20 protein-coding genes are annotated in these 16433 nt (G+C 65.4%); 7 read left to right on the forward strand and 13 right to left on the reverse strand.

The features are described 5' to 3' along the window. Position 1: 1 nt before the first annotated feature. The 8 genes from BZF59_RS05045 to hisB form a co-directional block, all read right to left on the reverse strand. Entirely contained in the window at positions 2–454 is a 453-nt protein-coding gene (locus BZF59_RS05045; RefSeq protein ID WP_086607164.1) for a YbgC/FadM family acyl-CoA thioesterase, read from the reverse strand. A 91-nt stretch (positions 455–545) separates the two neighbouring features. Beyond that, positions 546–926, reverse strand: a complete 381-nt coding sequence (locus BZF59_RS05050; protein WP_086607165.1) for a histidine triad nucleotide-binding protein — start codon at positions 924–926, stop codon at positions 546–548. Then, on the reverse strand, positions 926–1243 hold the full coding sequence (locus BZF59_RS05055) for a phosphoribosyl-ATP diphosphatase (protein WP_086607166.1): 318 nt from the start codon (positions 1241–1243) through the stop codon (positions 926–928). The genes BZF59_RS05050 and BZF59_RS05055 overlap by 1 nt, the downstream gene beginning before the upstream one ends. A gap of 309 nt (positions 1244–1552) precedes the next feature. Next, on the reverse strand, positions 1553–2317 hold the full coding sequence (gene hisF, locus BZF59_RS05060) for an imidazole glycerol phosphate synthase subunit HisF (protein ID WP_086607167.1): 765 nt from the start codon (positions 2315–2317) through the stop codon (positions 1553–1555). Then, positions 2314–2613, reverse strand: a complete 300-nt coding sequence (locus tag BZF59_RS05065) for a hypothetical protein (protein WP_086607168.1) — start codon at positions 2611–2613, stop codon at positions 2314–2316. Before BZF59_RS05065 ends, hisF begins: the two co-directional genes overlap by 4 nt. A gap of 1 nt (position 2614) precedes the next feature. Next, positions 2615–3343, reverse strand: a complete 729-nt coding sequence (gene hisA / locus BZF59_RS05070; protein WP_086607169.1) for a 1-(5-phosphoribosyl)-5-[(5-phosphoribosylamino)methylideneamino]imidazole-4-carboxamide isomerase — start codon at positions 3341–3343, stop codon at positions 2615–2617. Then, on the reverse strand, positions 3340–3966 hold the full coding sequence (hisH, locus tag BZF59_RS05075) for an imidazole glycerol phosphate synthase subunit HisH (protein WP_086607170.1): 627 nt from the start codon (positions 3964–3966) through the stop codon (positions 3340–3342). The genes hisA and hisH overlap by 4 nt, the downstream gene beginning before the upstream one ends. Next, on the reverse strand, positions 3959–4579 hold the full coding sequence (gene hisB, locus BZF59_RS05080; protein ID WP_086607171.1) for an imidazoleglycerol-phosphate dehydratase HisB: 621 nt from the start codon (positions 4577–4579) through the stop codon (positions 3959–3961). The genes hisH and hisB overlap by 8 nt, the downstream gene beginning before the upstream one ends. A 149-nt stretch (positions 4580–4728) precedes the next feature. On the opposite strand from hisB, the gene BZF59_RS05085 reads away from it, so the two are divergent. The 3 genes from BZF59_RS05085 (at position 4729) to gmk (ending at position 6425) form a co-directional block, all read left to right on the forward strand. Continuing rightward, on the forward strand, positions 4729–5208 hold the full coding sequence (locus BZF59_RS05085) for an SspB family protein (RefSeq protein ID WP_086607382.1): 480 nt from the start codon (positions 4729–4731) through the stop codon (positions 5206–5208). 188 nt (positions 5209–5396) lie between these two features. Continuing rightward, entirely contained in the window at positions 5397–5660 is a 264-nt protein-coding gene (locus tag BZF59_RS16000; RefSeq protein WP_143738097.1) for a hypothetical protein, read from the forward strand. Between the two features lie 42 nt (positions 5661–5702). Then, a complete protein-coding gene (gene gmk, locus BZF59_RS05095) occupies positions 5703–6425 on the forward strand; it encodes a guanylate kinase (RefSeq protein WP_086607173.1) in 723 nt (240 codons plus the stop codon). A 6-nt stretch (positions 6426–6431) separates the two neighbouring features. Here the strand turns inward: gmk and BZF59_RS16295 are convergent, their stop codons facing one another. The 5 genes from BZF59_RS16295 to BZF59_RS05115 form a co-directional block, all read right to left on the reverse strand. Then, the gene (locus tag BZF59_RS16295; RefSeq protein WP_169712049.1) at positions 6432–6605 is read right to left on the reverse strand and encodes a hypothetical protein; all 174 of its coding nucleotides are present in this window, start codon (positions 6603–6605) and stop codon (positions 6432–6434) included. A gap of 76 nt (positions 6606–6681) precedes the next feature. Continuing rightward, a complete protein-coding gene (locus tag BZF59_RS05100; protein WP_086607174.1) occupies positions 6682–7380 on the reverse strand; it encodes a Crp/Fnr family transcriptional regulator in 699 nt (232 codons plus the stop codon). A 287-nt stretch (positions 7381–7667) separates the two neighbouring features. After that, complete coding sequence (locus BZF59_RS05105; protein WP_086607175.1) at positions 7668–8480, reverse strand: SDR family oxidoreductase; 813 nt, start codon at positions 8478–8480, stop codon at positions 7668–7670. Positions 8481–8588: 108 nt separating this feature from the next. Further along, complete coding sequence (locus BZF59_RS05110; RefSeq protein ID WP_086607176.1) at positions 8589–9728, reverse strand: acyl-CoA dehydrogenase family protein; 1140 nt, start codon at positions 9726–9728, stop codon at positions 8589–8591. Between the two features lie 116 nt (positions 9729–9844). Further along, on the reverse strand, positions 9845–11038 hold the full coding sequence (locus tag BZF59_RS05115; RefSeq protein ID WP_086607177.1) for an acyl-CoA dehydrogenase family protein: 1194 nt from the start codon (positions 11036–11038) through the stop codon (positions 9845–9847). A gap of 221 nt (positions 11039–11259) precedes the next feature. On the opposite strand from BZF59_RS05115, the gene BZF59_RS05120 reads away from it, so the two are divergent. From BZF59_RS05120 to BZF59_RS05135, 4 genes are all read left to right on the forward strand, one after another. Further along, positions 11260–12696, forward strand: a complete 1437-nt coding sequence (locus BZF59_RS05120; RefSeq protein WP_086607178.1) for an MFS transporter — start codon at positions 11260–11262, stop codon at positions 12694–12696. Positions 12697–12787: 91 nt separating this feature from the next. Continuing rightward, positions 12788–14125 (forward strand): acyl-CoA dehydrogenase family protein, encoded by a 1338-nt coding sequence (locus BZF59_RS05125; protein ID WP_086607179.1) that lies wholly within the window; start codon positions 12788–12790, stop codon positions 14123–14125. A 111-nt stretch (positions 14126–14236) separates the two neighbouring features. Further along, positions 14237–15328 (forward strand): Zn-dependent alcohol dehydrogenase, encoded by a 1092-nt coding sequence (locus BZF59_RS05130; protein WP_086607180.1) that lies wholly within the window; start codon positions 14237–14239, stop codon positions 15326–15328. Beyond that, entirely contained in the window at positions 15328–16398 is a 1071-nt protein-coding gene (locus BZF59_RS05135; protein ID WP_086607181.1) for a phosphotransferase family protein, read from the forward strand. Before BZF59_RS05130 ends, BZF59_RS05135 begins: the two co-directional genes overlap by 1 nt. Positions 16399–16433 lie beyond the last annotated feature (35 nt).

Below are 16433 nucleotides of genomic sequence, written 5' to 3' on the forward strand. Positions count from 1 at the left end.
GTCAGTTATCCTTGTTCATGAAAGTCTGGAACGCAGCGCGCCACTCTGGCGGCTGGCGGCGCGGGCGGCCGTCGAGGGTGATGAAGCCGACGCGCAATGTCGCCTCGCACAGGTCCTCCCCGCCCCGCCGAGCGATCTGGTGCATCCGGCAGGAGGCCGCGCCCAGTTCGGTGCAGCGGGTTTCGATCACCACATCATCATCGAGCTTGGCGGGGCGCAGGTATTTGAGGTTGACCTCGGAAAGGGCATAGGCCCCCTCCCCCGTCTCGATCGCGGCGCGCTGGTCGATCCCCAGCAGCCGCAGCAGATCGCTGCGCGCCCGCTCGAACCAGCGCAGGTAATTGGCGTGGTAGGTGATCCCCGACAGGTCGGTATCCTCGCAATAGACCCGCACCGCATAAAGGTGCCGCGCGCCATCAAAGACGCCGCCGGGAGGGTTGGGACGGAATGTCATGCCGATGCGCTCCGCCTTAGCCTACCGCCGAGAACCGGGGCAAGTATGGGATTTTCACATTCAACCGGTGTGGCAGTCATCCCGTCGCCGCTTAGCGCCGCGCGATCATCGGGCCCAATGGCTCTCCGCCGAAGATATGGACGTGCAGGTGCGGCACTTCCTGCCCGCCATGCGCGCCGATATTGGCGAGCAGGCGGTAGCCGGGCTCGACGAGACCTTTCATCCGCGCCACCTTACCCACCGCGCGCACGAAACCGGCGATTTCGGCGTCGGAGGCCTTGGCGCTGAAATCGTCCCAGCTGACATAGCGGCCCTTGGGGATCACCAGCGTGTGCACCTCGGCCTGCGGGTTGATGTCCTCGAAAGCGAAGGCCCAGTCATCCTCGTAGACTGTTTTCGAGGGGATTTCGCCGCGCAGGATCTTGGCGAAGATGTTGGCATCGTCATAGGGCTGGGTCGGGTCGATCGGCATCAGTCTTGGCTCCGTGCGGCTTTCTCGGCGAGGCCGGACAGGCCCTCGCGCCGGTCGAGTTCGGCGAGAACGGCGGAGAGCGGCACGCCCTTCTCGGCAAGCAGCACCAGCAGGTGGAAGAGGAGATCGGCGGCCTCACCCACCAGTTCGGCCTCATCACCGGTGAGCGCGGCGATCACCGTTTCGGTCGCCTCCTCACCGAGCTTCTGGGCGATCTTGGCGAGGCCCTTGGCATGGAGCTTCGCGACGTAGCTTTCGTCAGGCGAGGCGGTCAGGCGCTGGGCTATCGTGGCTTCGAGGCGGGTGAGGGTGTCCATTGGCTGTCCATAGATTGGCGGCGCGGGGACTTAAAGCCCCCCCTTATCGGCATTCCGGGAACGAAAAGGGTTTCACGCAGAGGCGCAGGGGAAGCAGAGGCGCAGAGAGGTTCCGCCCACAGCAAAGCCGCTTTCATTATCACACGAAGACACGAAGATGTCGCACCGGGCCGCATCGCGCACTGCCCTCTTCGTGTCTTCGTGTGAACTCCATGAAGGCCGCCGACGCGGCAGGGCGCTACACCTCTGCGCCTCCCCTTTCTTCTCTGCGCCTCTGCGTGAAACACCCGCGGCGCAGCCGCGTAACTTCTAAACGCCCCGCGCCGGAAGTCCTGCCGCCCGCAGCGCCACGTGGGCTTCGGCGATGGTGTGGTGGCCGAAGTGGAAGATGCTCGCGGCGAGCACCGCGCTGGCGTGGCCCTTGGTCACGCCTTCAACCAAGTGGTCGAGGCTCCCCACCCCGCCGCTCGCGATCACCGGCACGCTGACAGCGTCGGCGATTTCACGGGTGAGTGCGAGGTCGTAGCCCTTCTGCGTCCCGTCCCCGTCCATCGAGGTGACGAGCAACTCGCCCGCGCCCAGCCCGGCGACTTTCAGCGCATATTCGACCGCACCAATCCCCGTGGGCTTGCGCCCGCCATGGGTGAAGATCTCCCAATTGCCGCGCGGCGTGCGGCGCGCATCGACGCTGGCGACGACGCACTGGCTGCCGAAGCGCTCGGCGATCTCGCCCACCAGTTCGGGCCGTGCGACGGCGGCGGAGTTCACCGCGACCTTGTCCGCCCCCGCCAGCAACAGCGCGCGCGCATCCTCGGCGGAGCGCACCCCGCCGCCGACGGTCAGCGGCATGAAGCACACCTCCGCCGTGCGCCGCACCATGTCGAGCAGCGTCCCGCGCCCTTCATGGCTGGCGGAGATGTCGAGAAAGCACAGCTCGTCTGCACCCGCCGCATCATAGGCGCGCGCCTGCTCGACCGGATCGCCCGCGTCCTTCAGGTCGACGAAATTGACGCCCTTGACCACGCGGCCATCGGCCACGTCGAGGCAGGGGATGACACGGATGCGCACACTCATCGGGCGGGGCTCAGGATTACGGTCACTTGCGGCTCCTTGCGCGGGCATTCCTCGCCGCTGCACGTCTTGTCGTCTTGCGCGGCGTGAAAGGCGGCGGGCCACAGGCAGCTGAGGAAAAACGCCCCCGCCATGCCATAGACCAGCCCATTGTTGCCATAGCGCGGGGCGAGGAAATGCTCCGCCGCCAGCGCCAAAGCCATGAAGACGATGATGTTGATGAGCGCAATCTCGACCGTGCCGACCGTCACCCCCGCAAGGAAGGTGAGGCACAGGAAGAGGAAGCCCATCAGGCGCATGTCACGTCCGCGCGCCCATCGCAATCGCCGCCGCCAGATCGAGCCGTCCTTCATAGAGCGCGCGCCCGGTGATGACCCCCTCGATCCCCTCGTGCGCGTTGATCGACAGGATGTGGATGTCGTCCAGCCCCTTCACGCCGCCGCTGGCGATCACCGGGATATCGACGCGGCGGGCGAGGTCCACCGTGGCCTCGATGTTGACGCCCTTGAGCAAGCCGTCACGCCCGATGTCGGTGAACAGCAGCGAAGCGACGCCTGCATCCTCGAAGCGGCGGGCGAGATCGGTGACCGGCACGTCGGAGACTTCGGCCCAGCCCTCGGTCGCGACCATCCCGTCCTTCGCGTCGACCGCGACGACGATGCCGTTCTCCCACTCGCGGGCCATCTCCTTGACGAACTCGGGGTTCTTGAGCGCTGCCGAGCCCATCACAACCCGTGCGACGCCGAGGTTGAACCAGCCCTCGACCGCGGCCGCATCGCGGATGCCGCCGCCCAGTTGCACATAGCCGGGAAAGGCCTCGACGATGGCTTCCACCGCCGCCCGGTTGCGGCTTTCGCCCGCGAAGCTGCCGTCGAGGTCGACCACATGGAGGTGCTCCGCGCCGGCCTCGGCGAAGATCAGCGCCTGCGCGGCGGGATCGTCGCCGTAGATCGTGGCGCGCTCCATGTCGCCTTCAGCGAGGCGGACGACCTGACCGCCTTTGAGGTCGATGGCAGGGAAGATGATCAAGGGAACCACTCCAGAAAGCGCCGGAGCGTCGCCAGCCCGTAAGCCTGGCTCTTTTCCGGGTGAAACTGCACGCCGATGATGTTGTCGCGAGCGACCGCCGCCACCAGCCCCTCGCCGTGATCGGTCATCGCTGCGACATGGTGCGGATCGGTCGCGGCGAAGTGATAGGAGTGGAGGAAATAGGCCTCCCCCTCCTCAATCACCGGATGATCTTTCGCATGGGGAAGCAGGGCGACGTCGTTCCAGCCCATGTGCGGCACCTTGATCGCCGGGTCGGAGGGCTCGATCAGCCGCACCTCGCCCGGGATCCAGCCAAGGCCGGGGGTGGTGCCGTGTTCGAGGCCGCGGTCGGCCAGCAACTGCATACCCACGCAGATGCCGAGAAACGGCGCACCACCCACGTGGACGCGCTCGGTCATGGCTTCAACCATATGGGGGATGGCGTTGAGGCCCTCGGCACAGGCCCTGAAGCTGCCGACACCGGGCAGCACAATCCGGTCGGCGGCGCGCACCACATAGGGATCGGCCGTAACGGTGACCTGCGCTCCCGCCGCCTTCAGCGCATTGTGAACCGAATGCAGATTTCCGGCCCCGTAATCGACGAGGGCCACAACCTCAGCCACCGAGCTGCCCCTTGGTGCTCGGGATCGCACCGCCCTTGCGCGGGTCGCGTTCCACTGCCTGCCGCATCGCGCGGGCGAAGCCCTTGTAGAGGCTCTCGCAGATATGGTGATTGTTGCTCCCGTAGAGCAGCTCCATGTGGAGCGTGATCCCGGCGCTCTGGCTGACGGAATGGAACCAGTGCTCGATCAGCTCGGTGTCCCATTCGCCCAGCTTTTCCTGCGTGAACTTCGCCTTCCAAACGAGGAAGGGCCGCCCCGAAATGTCGAGCGCCACGCGGCTCAGCGTCTCGTCCATAGGCGAGTACGCCGCGCCATATCGCCCGATCCCCGCCTTGTCGCCCAGCGCCTGCGCAATCGCCTGTCCCAATGCGATCGCCGAATCCTCGGTGGTGTGGTGCTGGTCGACATGGAGGTCGCCCTCGACCTTCATCGTCACGTCGATCAGCGAATGGCGGCTGAACTGTTCGACCATGTGATCGAGAAAGCCGATGCCGGTGCTGACGTCATAAGCGCCGGTGCCGTCGAGATCGACGTGAATCGCGATTTTCGTCTCGGTCGTGTTGCGCTCGACAGAGCCGGTGCGCCGAGGGGTTTGGGCGGGGGTGCTGGCCATGGCTTCGCGCTATAGTCCGCCGCGCGCGCATGACAAGCGCCCCCCGCACGGCACAGGACGGATGAGGCTGGAAAGCCCAGCCAAACCCCACTTGCCAAGCGCCAAGGGGCTTGACCAAGCGCCCGCCGCGCGCCACCACCTCAATCATCATGAACCCTGACACCCCCGATAGCCTGATCCCCTACGACGAGATCGTGCAGGAAGCCCTGCGTGCCGTGGTCGGCCGGGTGCTGGGTTCGATCGTCAGCGGCGGCGGCACGCTGCCGGGCGCGCATCATTTCTATATCACCTTCAAGACCGCCGCCCCCGGCGTGTCGATCCCGCCGCACCTGCGCGAACGCTTCCCGGACGAGATGACCATCGTGCTCCAGAACAAGTTCTGGGATCTTGAAGTGCTGCCGCACAGCTTCTCGGTCAGCCTGACCTTCAATCAGGTGCCGGCCAAGCTCACCATCCCCTTCGGCGCGATCACCGCCTTCGTCGATCCGGCGGTCGATTTCGGCCTGCAATTCCAGGCCGCAGTCGAAGAGCTGGAGCCCGAGGCGCATGAAGACGCCGAGAATGACGGGCCGGACACCGATCCTGACGGTTCCAATGTCGTCAGCGTCGATTTCGGCCGCAAGAAATAGCGGCCATGGCGCGGATCGGGCGGGGGCGACGGGGCAAGAACAAGGCTGGCGCGGCAGATGCGTCAGGCCGGCAACCCGGTTCAGACAAGCGCTCCGACCCCACCGGCCCCGGCGGCCTGCCTCTCCCAAGCCCGGTCGCGGGCACCAATCTTGTCATCGCCAACATCGTGCTGCGCGCGGCAAGCGGCATGCTGCGCAATCGCATGGAAAAGGGCCTGCTGATCAAAAGCTATGACAAGGCCGAGGCGGAAAAGCTGATTGATGGGCGATCGGTCGCCACTAGCATCGCCCTGTGGGGCGCAAGCCGGATTGCCACCCGCTCGCCCATCGGTCTGGCCGTGGTGGCTGGCGGGCTGGCGGCCAAGGTGTTCTACGATCGCGGCAAGCGGCTCGAGACCAAGCGGCGTGAGCGCAAGGCCACTCGCAAGCCCCCCGCCGACAGCGAATCCTGACCCGCCCTTGATTTGCGCCCCCGTGTTGGGGCAACGGGGCCTATGGGCGATTCCTCTCACCATTCCGAAGACCGGCTCCACCGCCGGGGCCTGATGTTCATCCTGTCCTCGCCCTCGGGCGGAGGCAAGACCACGATCTCGCGTAAATTGCTTGAAGTGGATTCGGCAATCAGGCTGTCTATTTCAGCTACCACCCGTCCGCCAAGGCCCGGCGAGGTGAACGGGGTGCATTATCACTTCGTCAGCGACGCCGAGTTCGATAAGATGATCGAAGATGATGACTTCTACGAATGGGCGCACGTTTTCGGCTTTCGCTACGGAACGCCCAAGGGCACAATCCGTGCAGCCCTCAAGGATGGGCAGGATTTTCTGTTCGACATTGACTGGCAAGGCACCCAACAGCTTTATCAGAAGGATCAGCAGGACGTAGTCCGGGTTTTTCTCCTTCCACCGAGTATCAGTGAACTTGAAAAGCGGCTTCGGGGGCGCGGGACGGATAGCGATGAAGTGATTGCGACACGCCTCGCAAAGGCGCGAACGGAAATCAGTCAGAGCCTCCCAGAAGGCGCTCTTGAAGACTACGAGACCACGAAACTCGCCCGAGCCAAGGCGGAAATCAGTCACTGGGACGGCTATGATTATGTCGTGATCAACGACAACGTGGACGATTGCCTCGTTAAAGTGCGTGCCATCCTCGAGGCGGAGCGCATGAAGCGCGCTCGCCAGACGGGACTGATCCCATTCGTGCGCGGGTTGATGATCTAGAGCACTCTATTCGGGCGGCAATTCGTCGGGCCCGCGTCCGGGCTCGTCGATGTCGGGCGGCGTCGGTTCGGTTTCGGGCGGCGAAGGTTCTGCCGGGGTCGGCTCGGAGGGCGGCGGCGTTTCGACCGGGGCCACATCGGGCTGGATGGTGTCGGGATTGGGCGTCGGGATCGTGGCCATGTCTGCCTCCGTGGATTCGGGCCTGCGTGCGTCCAACAATCATGCCGCGCCGCAAATGTGCCGGCGCGGCGTGATATTACGCCTCGTCGCCGAATTCCGCGAGGGTTTGCAGATAGGCGTGATCGCGCACCAGCAGCGCGCGGCCTTTGCGGGCGACGATCCCCTGCGCCTCCCATTCCGACAATAGCCGGCTGACATTCTCGCGCGCGAGCCCGGCGAAGGCGCCCAGATCGCTCTGGCTCGGGTGGTAGCGCAGGCGGCCGTCTGCGCTGTCGGGATCGACCAGCCGCACCAGCGCGCGGGCGAGGCGCGGGGCCATCGAGAAGGTGCGGTCGCTCTCGATCACCAGATTGAGCTGCCGCACCCGCCGCGCCAGTTCGCGCATCACGCCTTCGACCGATGCCGGGCTGGCGGTTGCCGCGTCAAGGAACGTGCGCGAGGGGAGGATCAGGACGCTCGATGGCACCGCAGCGGTCACCGTGGCGGTGCGCGGACCGCTGTCGAGCATCGCGATCTCGCCCACCAGCTCGCCCGGGCCGCAATAGTTGAGGATGATCTCGCGCCCCCCGGCGCTGACCATGCTGATCTTGAGCCCGCCGGTCAGCACCACCACCGCGAAATCGCCGGTTTCGTCGCCTTGCGCGATGATCGTCTCGCCCGCACGCAGATCGCGGCGCGTGGCCTTGCGCAGCAGGATTTCCAGCTGATCGGGCGCGAGCGCACGCAGCAGCGTGTCGGGTGCGAGCCTGCCGATAAGGTCGTCGAGCGTGTCCATGATTCCCCCCGCCGCGACGATATGGCCTCGCCGCGCGCGGGGCAACCGGGGCTTGCGGAGAGAAAAACATGCGAAAGGGCGCGCTAGCGTGATGAACATCACAGACCGCGCCGCAGGTCGTGGGCAAAAGGGTCTCAACACGGCTGGGGGGCCCGCAAGGGGGGCTCAAGACAGCAAGAGTTTGACGAGGCGACCCAAGCGGGGGGTGCTATGCCTGCCGCTACTTGGCCCACATCCCCGGCGATCCGGGGGTGTGGGCCTTTTTCGTCACGTTAGCGGCGCTCGGCTCAGTGCCCGCCGCCGCTGGGATCGGCGAAGTGATTGGGGAGCAGCGCGTTGACCACGCCGCCGTCGACCGTCAGCGTCTCGCCCACCACATAATCGCCCGCGCGGCTGCACAGGTAGATCGCGGCGGCGGCCATGTCCTCAGGCGTGCCGATGCGCTTGGCGGGGATTCCGCTCGCGCTGGCGTCGGGCGCGTCCTTGGCGGCCTTGTTCATCTCGCTCGGGAAGGCACCGGGCGCGATTGAGGTGACGATGATATTGTCCTGAATCAGCCGCGCGGCCATGCGCCGCGTCAGCTGGATCACCGCCGCCTTGGAGGCCTGATAGGCATAGGTTTCCCACGGGTTGATCCGCTGCCCGTCGATCGAGGAGACGTGGATCACCTTGGCCGGATGCCCCTGCTTGCCGCCCGCGACCAGCAGTTCGTGCAGCTTCTGGGTGAGGAAGAACGGCGTCTTGACGTTCAGGTCCATCGTCCGGTGCCAGCCCGCCTCGGAGAATTCGAGATAGGGCTGGCCCCACGCCGCGCCGGCATTGTTGATAAGGATGTCGAGATGGCTTTCACGCGCCTTCAACTCGTTGGCGAGCGCCACCATGCCATCCATCTGGCTGAGGTCGGCGGGGATGCCGATCACGCGGTCCGCGCCAAATTCGTCGATGGTCGCCTGCATCTGCTCGACCTTCCGCGCCGAGATATAGACCTTGGCGCAGCCCGCCGCGAGCAGACCCTCGACGAACATCTTGCCGATCCCCCGGCTGCCGCCGGTGACGAGGGCAACGCGGCCTTCGAGGCTGAAAAGTGATTGAATGTCCATGTTTTAAATCTCCATCCCCATCCCGGACTTGATCCGGGACCCCGCTCACTTCTTTCCCGCCGCGGGCAAATAGCGGGGCCCCGGGTCAAGCCCGGGGCGGGGTATCAATCAATACCCGCTCAATTCGGCCACGCGGTTGGCGTGATAGTATGCGTCGCCGAGGAACTCGGCCAGCGCGCGGTCGCGCTTCATGTAGAGGCCGATGTCGTACTCGTCGGTCATGCCGATGCCGCCGTGCATCTGCACGCCTTCCTGCACCGCGAGGCGCGCGGTCTTGGCGACCTTGGCCTTGGCGACGCTCGCCATCAATTCGGCGTTGACGCTGCCCGCATCGAGCAGCTGCTGCGCCTTGATGGTCACCGCGCGGGCGATCTCGACTTCGGAATAGAGGTGGCTGGCACGGTGTTGGAGCGCCTGAAACTCGCCGATCAGCTTGCCGAACTGCTTCCTCTGCTTGAGGTAATCGACCGTCATGTCCATCGCCCCGCGCGCGACGCCCACGCCTTCCGCCGCCGCGCCGACCCGGCCCGCCAGTAGCATCGCATCGAGCACGGCACGTCCGCCGTCGACCTCGCCGATCACGGTGTCGCCGTCGAGCTCGACCCCATCGAACTTCGTGTGGGTCGCCATCGAGGAATCGACGAGGCGCACTGCGTCATGGCTCATGCCGCTAGCATCCTTGGGGACGGCGAAGAGGGTGATCCCGTCCGCGTCTTCATCGGACCCCGAAGTGCGCGCCGCGACCACGATCATGTCGGCGCTCGCGCCCTGAATGACGAAGCTCTTGGCGCCCGAAAGCTTGAAGCCGTTGCCCGACTTCTCGGCACGGGTGGTGATGCGCTCGGGCCGGTGCTTGGCGGTCTCGTCGATCGCGACCGCGGCCACGGAATCGCCCGCGATCAGCCCCGGCAGATAGCGGCCCCTCAAATCGTCCGAGCCGTGCTTCAGCGCGGTCGCGGCCAGCACCGAGGAGGTCAGAAACGGCGAAGGCGTGAGGTTGCGGCCGATTTCCTCGAGCACGATCCCGGCCTCGACATGACCCATGCCGAGCCCGCCGTCGGCCTCTTCCACCAGCATCCCGGTGAAGCCCATTTCGGCCATCTGCTTCCACAGGCCGTGGCCAAAGCCGTCCTTGCAATTGCGGTCGCGCCAGTGGCGCAGCTGCTTGGCGATATTGCCTTCCTCGGCGATGAAGCCGCGCGCGGTGTCGGCGAGCATCGCCTGATCTTCGTTGTGATACAGGGGCATTGGTTTTCCCTCCTCCTCATCCGTCACCCCTGCGAAGGCAGGGGTCCATCTGGGCCCGCTAGGCAGGATGGATCCCCGCCTTCGCGGGGATGACGGCAGTTGTGCGTGTGTGTGGCTTACGCCCCCGGCAGATCGAGGATGCGTTTGGCGATGACGTTGAGCATCACTTCGCTCGTTCCGCCCTCGATCGAGTTGGCCTTGGTGCGCAGCCATGCCTTGGAGGGCTTGCCGTTCTCGGTCGCCTCGCTCTCCCATTCGAGCGCGCGGCTGCCGCCGACTGCCATCACCAGCTCGTGACGGCGCTTGTTGAGCTCGGTCCCGGCATATTTCATCATATTCGGCTGCGCGGGGTGCGCCTTGCCGACCTTGATCTCGTCGAGGAACTTCTCGCCCATCGCGGCATAGGCCATCGCATCGACATCGAACATCGCGAGTTCCGCACGCAGCACCGGGTCGATATCGTCGCCGGTCTTGGCCGCATGGCGCTTCATCGCCGCACCGATCGCCGCCGCGCGCTCGCCGCCATCCGCGCCCGAGATCATCTCGCGCTCGTGGCCGAGCAGATACTTGGCGACGTCCCAGCCGCGGTTGATCGTGCCGACATAGGCGGGGCAATCATCGCCGTAGGACTTGGGCACGGCGACATTGTCGAAGAAGGTCTCGCAGAAGGGCGAGGAGCCAGAGATCAGCTTGATCGGCTTGGTGGTGACGCCTTCGCTCGCCATGTCGAACAGCATGAATGTGATGCCCTGATACTTGTCCGTCTTGTCGGTGCGGACGAGGCAGAAGATCCAGTCGGCCTGATCGGCGTAGGAGGTCCAGATTTTCTGGCCATTCACCACCCAGTGATCGCCCTTGTCCTCGCCGAAGGTCTGCAAGCTGACAAGGTCCGAGCCCGAACCGGGCTCCGAATAGCCCTGACACCAGCGGATTTCCCCGCGCGCGATTTCGTTGAGGAAGCGCTGCTTCTGGCCTTCGGTGCCGAAATGCAGCAGCGCCGGGCCGAGCATCCAGATGCCGAAGCTGCTGAGCGGCGGGCGGGCATTGATGCGGCCCATTTCCTCGCGCAGCACCTTGGCCTCGGCAGGCGAGAGCCCCGCGCCGCCGTATTCCTTGGGCCACATCGGCACGGTGTAGCCCTTGGCAACGCAGGCTTCGAGCCACGCCTTCTGTGCATCGTTCTTGAAGGTGGCGCGGCGGCCGCCCCAGTAGATGTCGTCCTCGCCGCGCACCGGCTCGCGCATTTCGGGCGGGCAGTTCGCCTCCAGCCAGCTGCGGGTTTCGGTGCGGAATGCTTCCAGATCGGCCATGACCGACTCTCCTCTCTCGTCTCTCACTTGACGCTTACGTTAGCGTCGTTTTCGCAAGCCCTGCAAGCGGTCTTCGTGCGGGCACGCGTGCCGTAGCGTCAGCTGCAATGCGCGCGGCGTGCGATTGACGCAATGTGCAATCAGTCTAGGTTCGCAACCCAATGCAGGAGAGAGAAATTGGCCGGATTCGGCGGTTTGCCTGATCGAGGGAACAGCCACGCATGAGCATGATGACAGGGCCGCTTCCGTGGCGGCTCAAGCTGATGCACGGCTTCGGCGCGGTCGCCTTCGGGGTGAAGGACGGCGGCTTTTCGTTCTTCCTGCTACCATTCTACAATCTGGTGCTGGGCGTGGATGCCGGGATCGTCGGCGCGGCGCTGGCGACGGCGCTGATCATTGATGCGCTGGCCGATCCGCTGATCGGGCACTTGTCGGATCGCACCTATACCCGCTGGGGCCGCCGCCTGCCGTGGCTTTACCTTGCCCCGATCCCGCTGGCGCTGATGTGGGCGCTGCTGTGGAGCCCGCCCTTCACCGGGGTGCCGACCTTCTGGGAGATCGTGGCGCTGGCCGTCGGTGTACGCCTGCTTCTGTCCGCCTGCGAGGTGCCCTCGATCAGCCTCGTGCCCGAGATCACCGGCGATTATGTCGAGCGCACCACGCTGTTCCGCTACCGCTTCCTGTCGGGCTGGGTCGGCGGGCTGACCATGTCGGTGCTGGCTTTCACTGTCTTCCTGCCGACCCCGGAATCGCAATTGCAGCCCGATGGCTATGCGGTCTTCGGGATGGTCGGCGCAGTGGTGATGCTGGTGTCGGTGACTGGATCGGCGGCTGGGCAGCATCCCTATGTTGCGCGATTGCCCGACAGCGCGCCGCCGCCTTTTTCGCTGAGGCTCGCCTTTGCCGACATCTTCGACGCCTTCCGCGAGCGTGCCTTCATGATCTTCGCTTTCGGCGCGTTGGCGGCCTATATCAGTCAGGGCGTGACGCTATCGATCACGCTCTACGTGATCCGCTATGTCTGGCAATTCAGCGAGACTGCTTTCAAGATCTACCCCGCCGCGCTGGGCCTGTCGGTGGTAGCGATGTTCATGATCGTCGGCCCGCTGCATCGCCGCTTCGGCAAGCCGCTGAGCGGTGCGGGCGGTGCGGTGGGGGCGCTGGTGCTGGCGGGCATTCCCTATGTGCTGCTGCTGATCGGGCTATGGCCGCAAACCGGAACGGTGCTGTCGACCGTCCTGTTCATGGGCTTCATGGTCACCGCCAACACCGCCGGAGTGGTGGCGATCATCTCGGCTACTTCGATGGTTGCCGAGATTGTCGAGGCCTTCGAGGAGCGCACCGGCAAGCGCGCCGAGGGGACCTTTTATGCCGGTAACTGGCTGATCCAGAAATCGGCGACCGGCGGCGGCATTCTGCTCACCAGCCTGATCGTCGAGGTGATCGGCCTCGCACCGGGCACGGCGCAGGATGCGGTGGCGCCGCAAGTGGTGACGAACCTTGCGCTCGCCTACCTGCTGGTCTCGGGGGTGCTGGCGCTGACGGCGGCCTTCTGGCTCGCCCGTTTCCCGATCAGCCAGGCCGATCACGAAGCCCGCCTCGCCGCGCGCATCGCCCGCGAAAGAGCCCCCGCAGGAGCGCCCGTGCCGCAGAAATGAGAGCTTGGCGCATAGGCCATGCTCTGCCACGGTCACCCAGAGAGTCGCCAAAGAGATTTGGTTGCGAATAAGGACGAGAGAGGAACCCCCCATGGATTTCGAACCCACCGAACGGCAGGCCTATTGGGCGGGCCGCGTGCGCGATTTCATCGAAACGCACATCCGCCCCAACATGGGCACCTACAAGGCGCAGGACGCCGAGGGTGACCGCTGGAAGGTGATCCAGATCATCGAGGACAAGAAAAAGCTCGCCAAGGAAGCGGGCATCTGGAACCTGTTCATGCCGCCGCGCAACGACAGCCACCACCACGTGGACGACACCTTCGAATTCGACGGCCCGGGCCTCACCAACCTCGAATATGCCCTGTGCGCCGAGGAAATGGGCCGCATCGGCTGGGCGTCGGAAGTGTTCAACTGCTCCGCGCCCGACACCGGCAACATGGAAGTGTTCCACCGCTACGGCACGCGCGAGCAGAAGGAAGAGTGGCTGCGCCCGCTGATGAACGGCGAGATCCGTTCGGCCTTCCTGATGACCGAGCCCTACACCGCCTCCTCGGACGCGACCAATATCGAGACCCGGATCGAGCGGGACGGCGATCACTACGTCATCAACGGGCGCAAGTGGTGGTCTTCGGGCCTCGGCGATCCGCGCTGCAAGATCGCGATCGTGATGGGCAAGACCAATCCCGATGCGCAGCGCCACGCGCAGCAATCGCAGATCCTGATGCCGATCGACACGCCCGGCGTGAACATCATCCGCCACCTGCCGGTGTTCGGCTATGACGACGCGCCGCACGGCCATATGGAAGTCGAGATGGTCGACGTGCGCGTCCCCGCCGAGAACATCCTGCTGGGCGAAGGGCGCGGGTTCGAGATCGCGCAGGGCCGCCTCGGGCCGGGCCGTATCCACCATTGCATGCGCACCATCGGCGTCGCCGAAGAGGCGCTCGCCAAGATGTGCCGCCGCCTGCAGGAGCGCGAAGCCTTCGGCAAGCCGGTCTACAAGCACTCGGTTTGGGAAGAACGCGTCGCGCGCGCCCGCATCGACATCGACATGACGCGCCTGCTGTGCCTCAAGGCAGCCGATATGATGGACAAGGTCGGCAACAAAGCGGCCAAGCAGGAAATCGCGATGATCAAGGTGCAGGCGCCCAACATGGCGCTCAAGATCATCGACGATGCGATCCAGGCCCACGGCGGCGGCGGCGTTTCGGACGATTACGGTCTCGCCAATGCCTATGCCCACCAGCGCACACTGCGGCTCGCCGACGGGCCGGACGAAGTCCACGCCCGCTCGATCGCGCACATGGAGTTCGCCAAGCACGCGCCGGTTCCGGGGCCGACGGCCAACGCCCTGCGCGGCGATCACGGGCGCGCTGCCAATGACGGATCGAGCTTCAGCTCGGGCGACATGGGCGTGGCGCGGTAATACAGAGAACCGTTCGTGCTGAGCCTGTCGAAGCACCGCTTTTTCTTCGAGCAACGGACATGAAGAAGAACAGCCCTTCGACAGGCTCAGGGCGAACGGAGAGTGGAAGTAATGGCAAAAGCCGCCATCCTTGAACAACCCGGCCAGGGCCTCTCCATCAAGGAGGTCACCTATGCCGAACCCGGCCCGCATGAAGTCCTGATCGACACCAAGGCCTGCGGGCTGTGTCACTCCGATCTGCACTTCATCGACGGGCACTATCCCCACGCCCTGCCCGCGATTCCGGGGCACGAGGCAGCGGGGATCGTGCGCGCGGTGGGCAGCGAGGTGAAGACGGTGAAGCCGGGCGATCACGTCGTCTCCTGCCTCTCGGCCTTCTGCGGACATTGCGAGTTCTGCGTGACGGGCCGCATGGCGCTGTGCCTCGGCGCGGACACCCGCCGCACCAAGGGTGAGGCGCCGCGCATCACCTTTGCGGATGGTTCTGCGCCGGTCGCGCAGATGCTCAACCTTTCGGCCCTGTCGGAGCAGATGCTGATCCACGAGCACGCCTGCGTCGCGATCGACAAGGACATGCCGTTCGACCGCGCCGCGCTGCTCGGCTGCGCGGTGACGACCGGCGCGGGGACGATCTTCAACGCCTGCAAGGTGACGCCGGGCGAAACCGTGCTGGTGGTCGGCTGCGGCGGGGTTGGCCTTGCCGCGATCAACGCTGCGAAAATCGCGGGCGCGGGCAAGATCATCGCCGCCGATCCGCTCCCCGAAAAGCGCGAGCTCGCCAAGGTGCTGGGCGCGACCCACACCGTCGATGCGCTGGCCGAGGATGCCGCCAAGCAGATCATCGCGCTGTCCGCCGGCGGGGTGCATTGGGGGATCGAGGCGGTGGGCCGTCAGGCTTCCGCCGATCTCGCGGTCGCATCGCTGCGGCGCGGCGGGACGGCGGTGATCCTCGGCATGATGCCGCTCGATTGCAAGGTCGGGCTCGGCGCGATGGACCTGCTCGGCGGCAAGAAGCTGATGGGCGCGATCATGGGGATGAACCACTTCCCGGTCGATCTGCCGCGTCTGGTCGATTTCTACCTGCGCGGCCTGCTCGATCTCGACACGATCATTGCCGAGCGCATCCCACTCGAGCGGGTGAACGAGGGTTTCGAGACGATGCGCAAGGGAACCTCCGCGCGCACGGTTGTGGTATTCGACTGATGGACATCGATTTCGACAAGGAAATGGTCGGCACGGTCGCAGTGACCGAGAAGGACGCGCTCGACCTCGCCGCCCTCACCCGCTGGTTCGAGGCGAATGTCGAAGGCTTCGAAGGGCCGATCAGCTACACCAAGTTCAAGGGCGGCCAGTCGAACCCGACCTACCGGATCGACACGCCGGGGGCCTCTTACGTGCTGCGCCGCCAGCCCTTCGGCAAGCTGCTGCCATCCGCCCATGCGGTCGACCGCGAATATGCGGCGATGACCGGGCTCTTCCCGACCGGCTTCCCGGTGCCGCGTACCTACGGCCTCTGCGAAGACCCCGAGGTGATCGGGTCGAAATTCTTCGTGATGAGCATGGCCGATGGGCGGAGCTTGTGGAACGGTGCCCTCCCCGGCCTAACCCCGGATGAGCGCCGCGCGCACTATCACGCGCTGATCGACACCATGGCCGACCTGCATCTCAACCAGCCCGACGCTATCGGCATGGGCGACTACGGCAAGCCCACCGATTACTGCGCCCGCCAGATCGCGCGCTGGACCAAGCAGTACAAGCTCTCCGAAACCGAGCACATGCCGGAGATGGAAGCGCTGATCGCATGGCTGCCGCAGACGATTCCGCCGCAGCATGGCTCGAGCGTGGTCCACGGCGACTACCGGCTCGACAACGTGATCTTCCACAAGGAAGAACCGCGCGTCATCGCGGTGCTCGACTGGGAGCTTTCGACGCTGGGCGATCCGATTGCCGATTTCAGCTACCTCATGCTCAACTGGTTTCAGCCCGCCGATGGCCGCGCGGGGCTGCTGGGGCTGGATCTTGAGGCGCTGGGCATTCCGACGGTCGAGGAAGCGGTGGAACGCTATGTCGCGCGCACCGGCTATCCGGTCCCGCCGATGGACTGGTATTTCGCCTATAACCTGTTCCGCCTTGCCGGGATCATGCAGGGGATCAAGAAGCGGGTGATCGACGGCACCGCCTCCAGCGCCCACGCCCAGTCGATGAGCGAAAGGGTACGCCCGCTGGCGGAGCGCGCCTACCAGTTCGCACTGGCTGCCGGAATGCCAAAATAGGCGATCCATCCACCCCTTAGCCCTGAGGGGCCGCC

The organism is Erythrobacter donghaensis, from assembly GCF_002155425.1.
GTDB classification, from domain to species: Bacteria; Pseudomonadota; Alphaproteobacteria; order Sphingomonadales; family Sphingomonadaceae; genus Erythrobacter; species Erythrobacter donghaensis.

Excerpts from the sequence above, each read along its gene's own strand:
- BZF59_RS05045 (WP_086607164.1), bottom strand. The coding sequence starts at position 454 with ATGACATTCCGTCCCAACCCTCCCGGCGGCGTCTTTGATGGCGCGCGG.
- BZF59_RS05050 (WP_086607165.1), bottom strand. The coding sequence starts at position 926 with ATGCCGATCGACCCGACCCAGCCCTATGACGATGCCAACATCTTCGCC.
- BZF59_RS05055 (WP_086607166.1), bottom strand. The coding sequence starts at position 1,243 with ATGGACACCCTCACCCGCCTCGAAGCCACGATAGCCCAGCGCCTGACC.
- hisF (WP_086607167.1), bottom strand. The coding sequence starts at position 2,317 with ATGAGTGTGCGCATCCGTGTCATCCCCTGCCTCGACGTGGCCGATGGC.
- BZF59_RS05065 (WP_086607168.1), bottom strand. The coding sequence starts at position 2,613 with ATGCGCCTGATGGGCTTCCTCTTCCTGTGCCTCACCTTCCTTGCGGGG.
- hisB (WP_086607171.1), bottom strand. The coding sequence starts at position 4,579 with ATGGCCAGCACCCCCGCCCAAACCCCTCGGCGCACCGGCTCTGTCGAG.
- BZF59_RS05085 (WP_086607382.1), top strand. The coding sequence starts at position 4,729 with ATGAACCCTGACACCCCCGATAGCCTGATCCCCTACGACGAGATCGTG.
- BZF59_RS16000 (WP_143738097.1), top strand. The coding sequence starts at position 5,397 with ATGCTGCGCAATCGCATGGAAAAGGGCCTGCTGATCAAAAGCTATGAC.
- gmk (WP_086607173.1), top strand. The coding sequence starts at position 5,703 with ATGGGCGATTCCTCTCACCATTCCGAAGACCGGCTCCACCGCCGGGGC.
- BZF59_RS16295 (WP_169712049.1), bottom strand. The coding sequence starts at position 6,605 with ATGGCCACGATCCCGACGCCCAATCCCGACACCATCCAGCCCGATGTG.
- BZF59_RS05100 (WP_086607174.1), bottom strand. The coding sequence starts at position 7,380 with ATGGACACGCTCGACGACCTTATCGGCAGGCTCGCACCCGACACGCTG.
- BZF59_RS05105 (WP_086607175.1), bottom strand. The coding sequence starts at position 8,480 with ATGGACATTCAATCACTTTTCAGCCTCGAAGGCCGCGTTGCCCTCGTC.
- BZF59_RS05110 (WP_086607176.1), bottom strand. The coding sequence starts at position 9,728 with ATGCCCCTGTATCACAACGAAGATCAGGCGATGCTCGCCGACACCGCG.
- BZF59_RS05115 (WP_086607177.1), bottom strand. The coding sequence starts at position 11,038 with ATGGCCGATCTGGAAGCATTCCGCACCGAAACCCGCAGCTGGCTGGAG.
- BZF59_RS05120 (WP_086607178.1), top strand. The coding sequence starts at position 11,260 with ATGAGCATGATGACAGGGCCGCTTCCGTGGCGGCTCAAGCTGATGCAC.
- BZF59_RS05125 (WP_086607179.1), top strand. The coding sequence starts at position 12,788 with ATGGATTTCGAACCCACCGAACGGCAGGCCTATTGGGCGGGCCGCGTG.
- BZF59_RS05130 (WP_086607180.1), top strand. The coding sequence starts at position 14,237 with ATGGCAAAAGCCGCCATCCTTGAACAACCCGGCCAGGGCCTCTCCATC.
- BZF59_RS05135 (WP_086607181.1), top strand. The coding sequence starts at position 15,328 with ATGGACATCGATTTCGACAAGGAAATGGTCGGCACGGTCGCAGTGACC.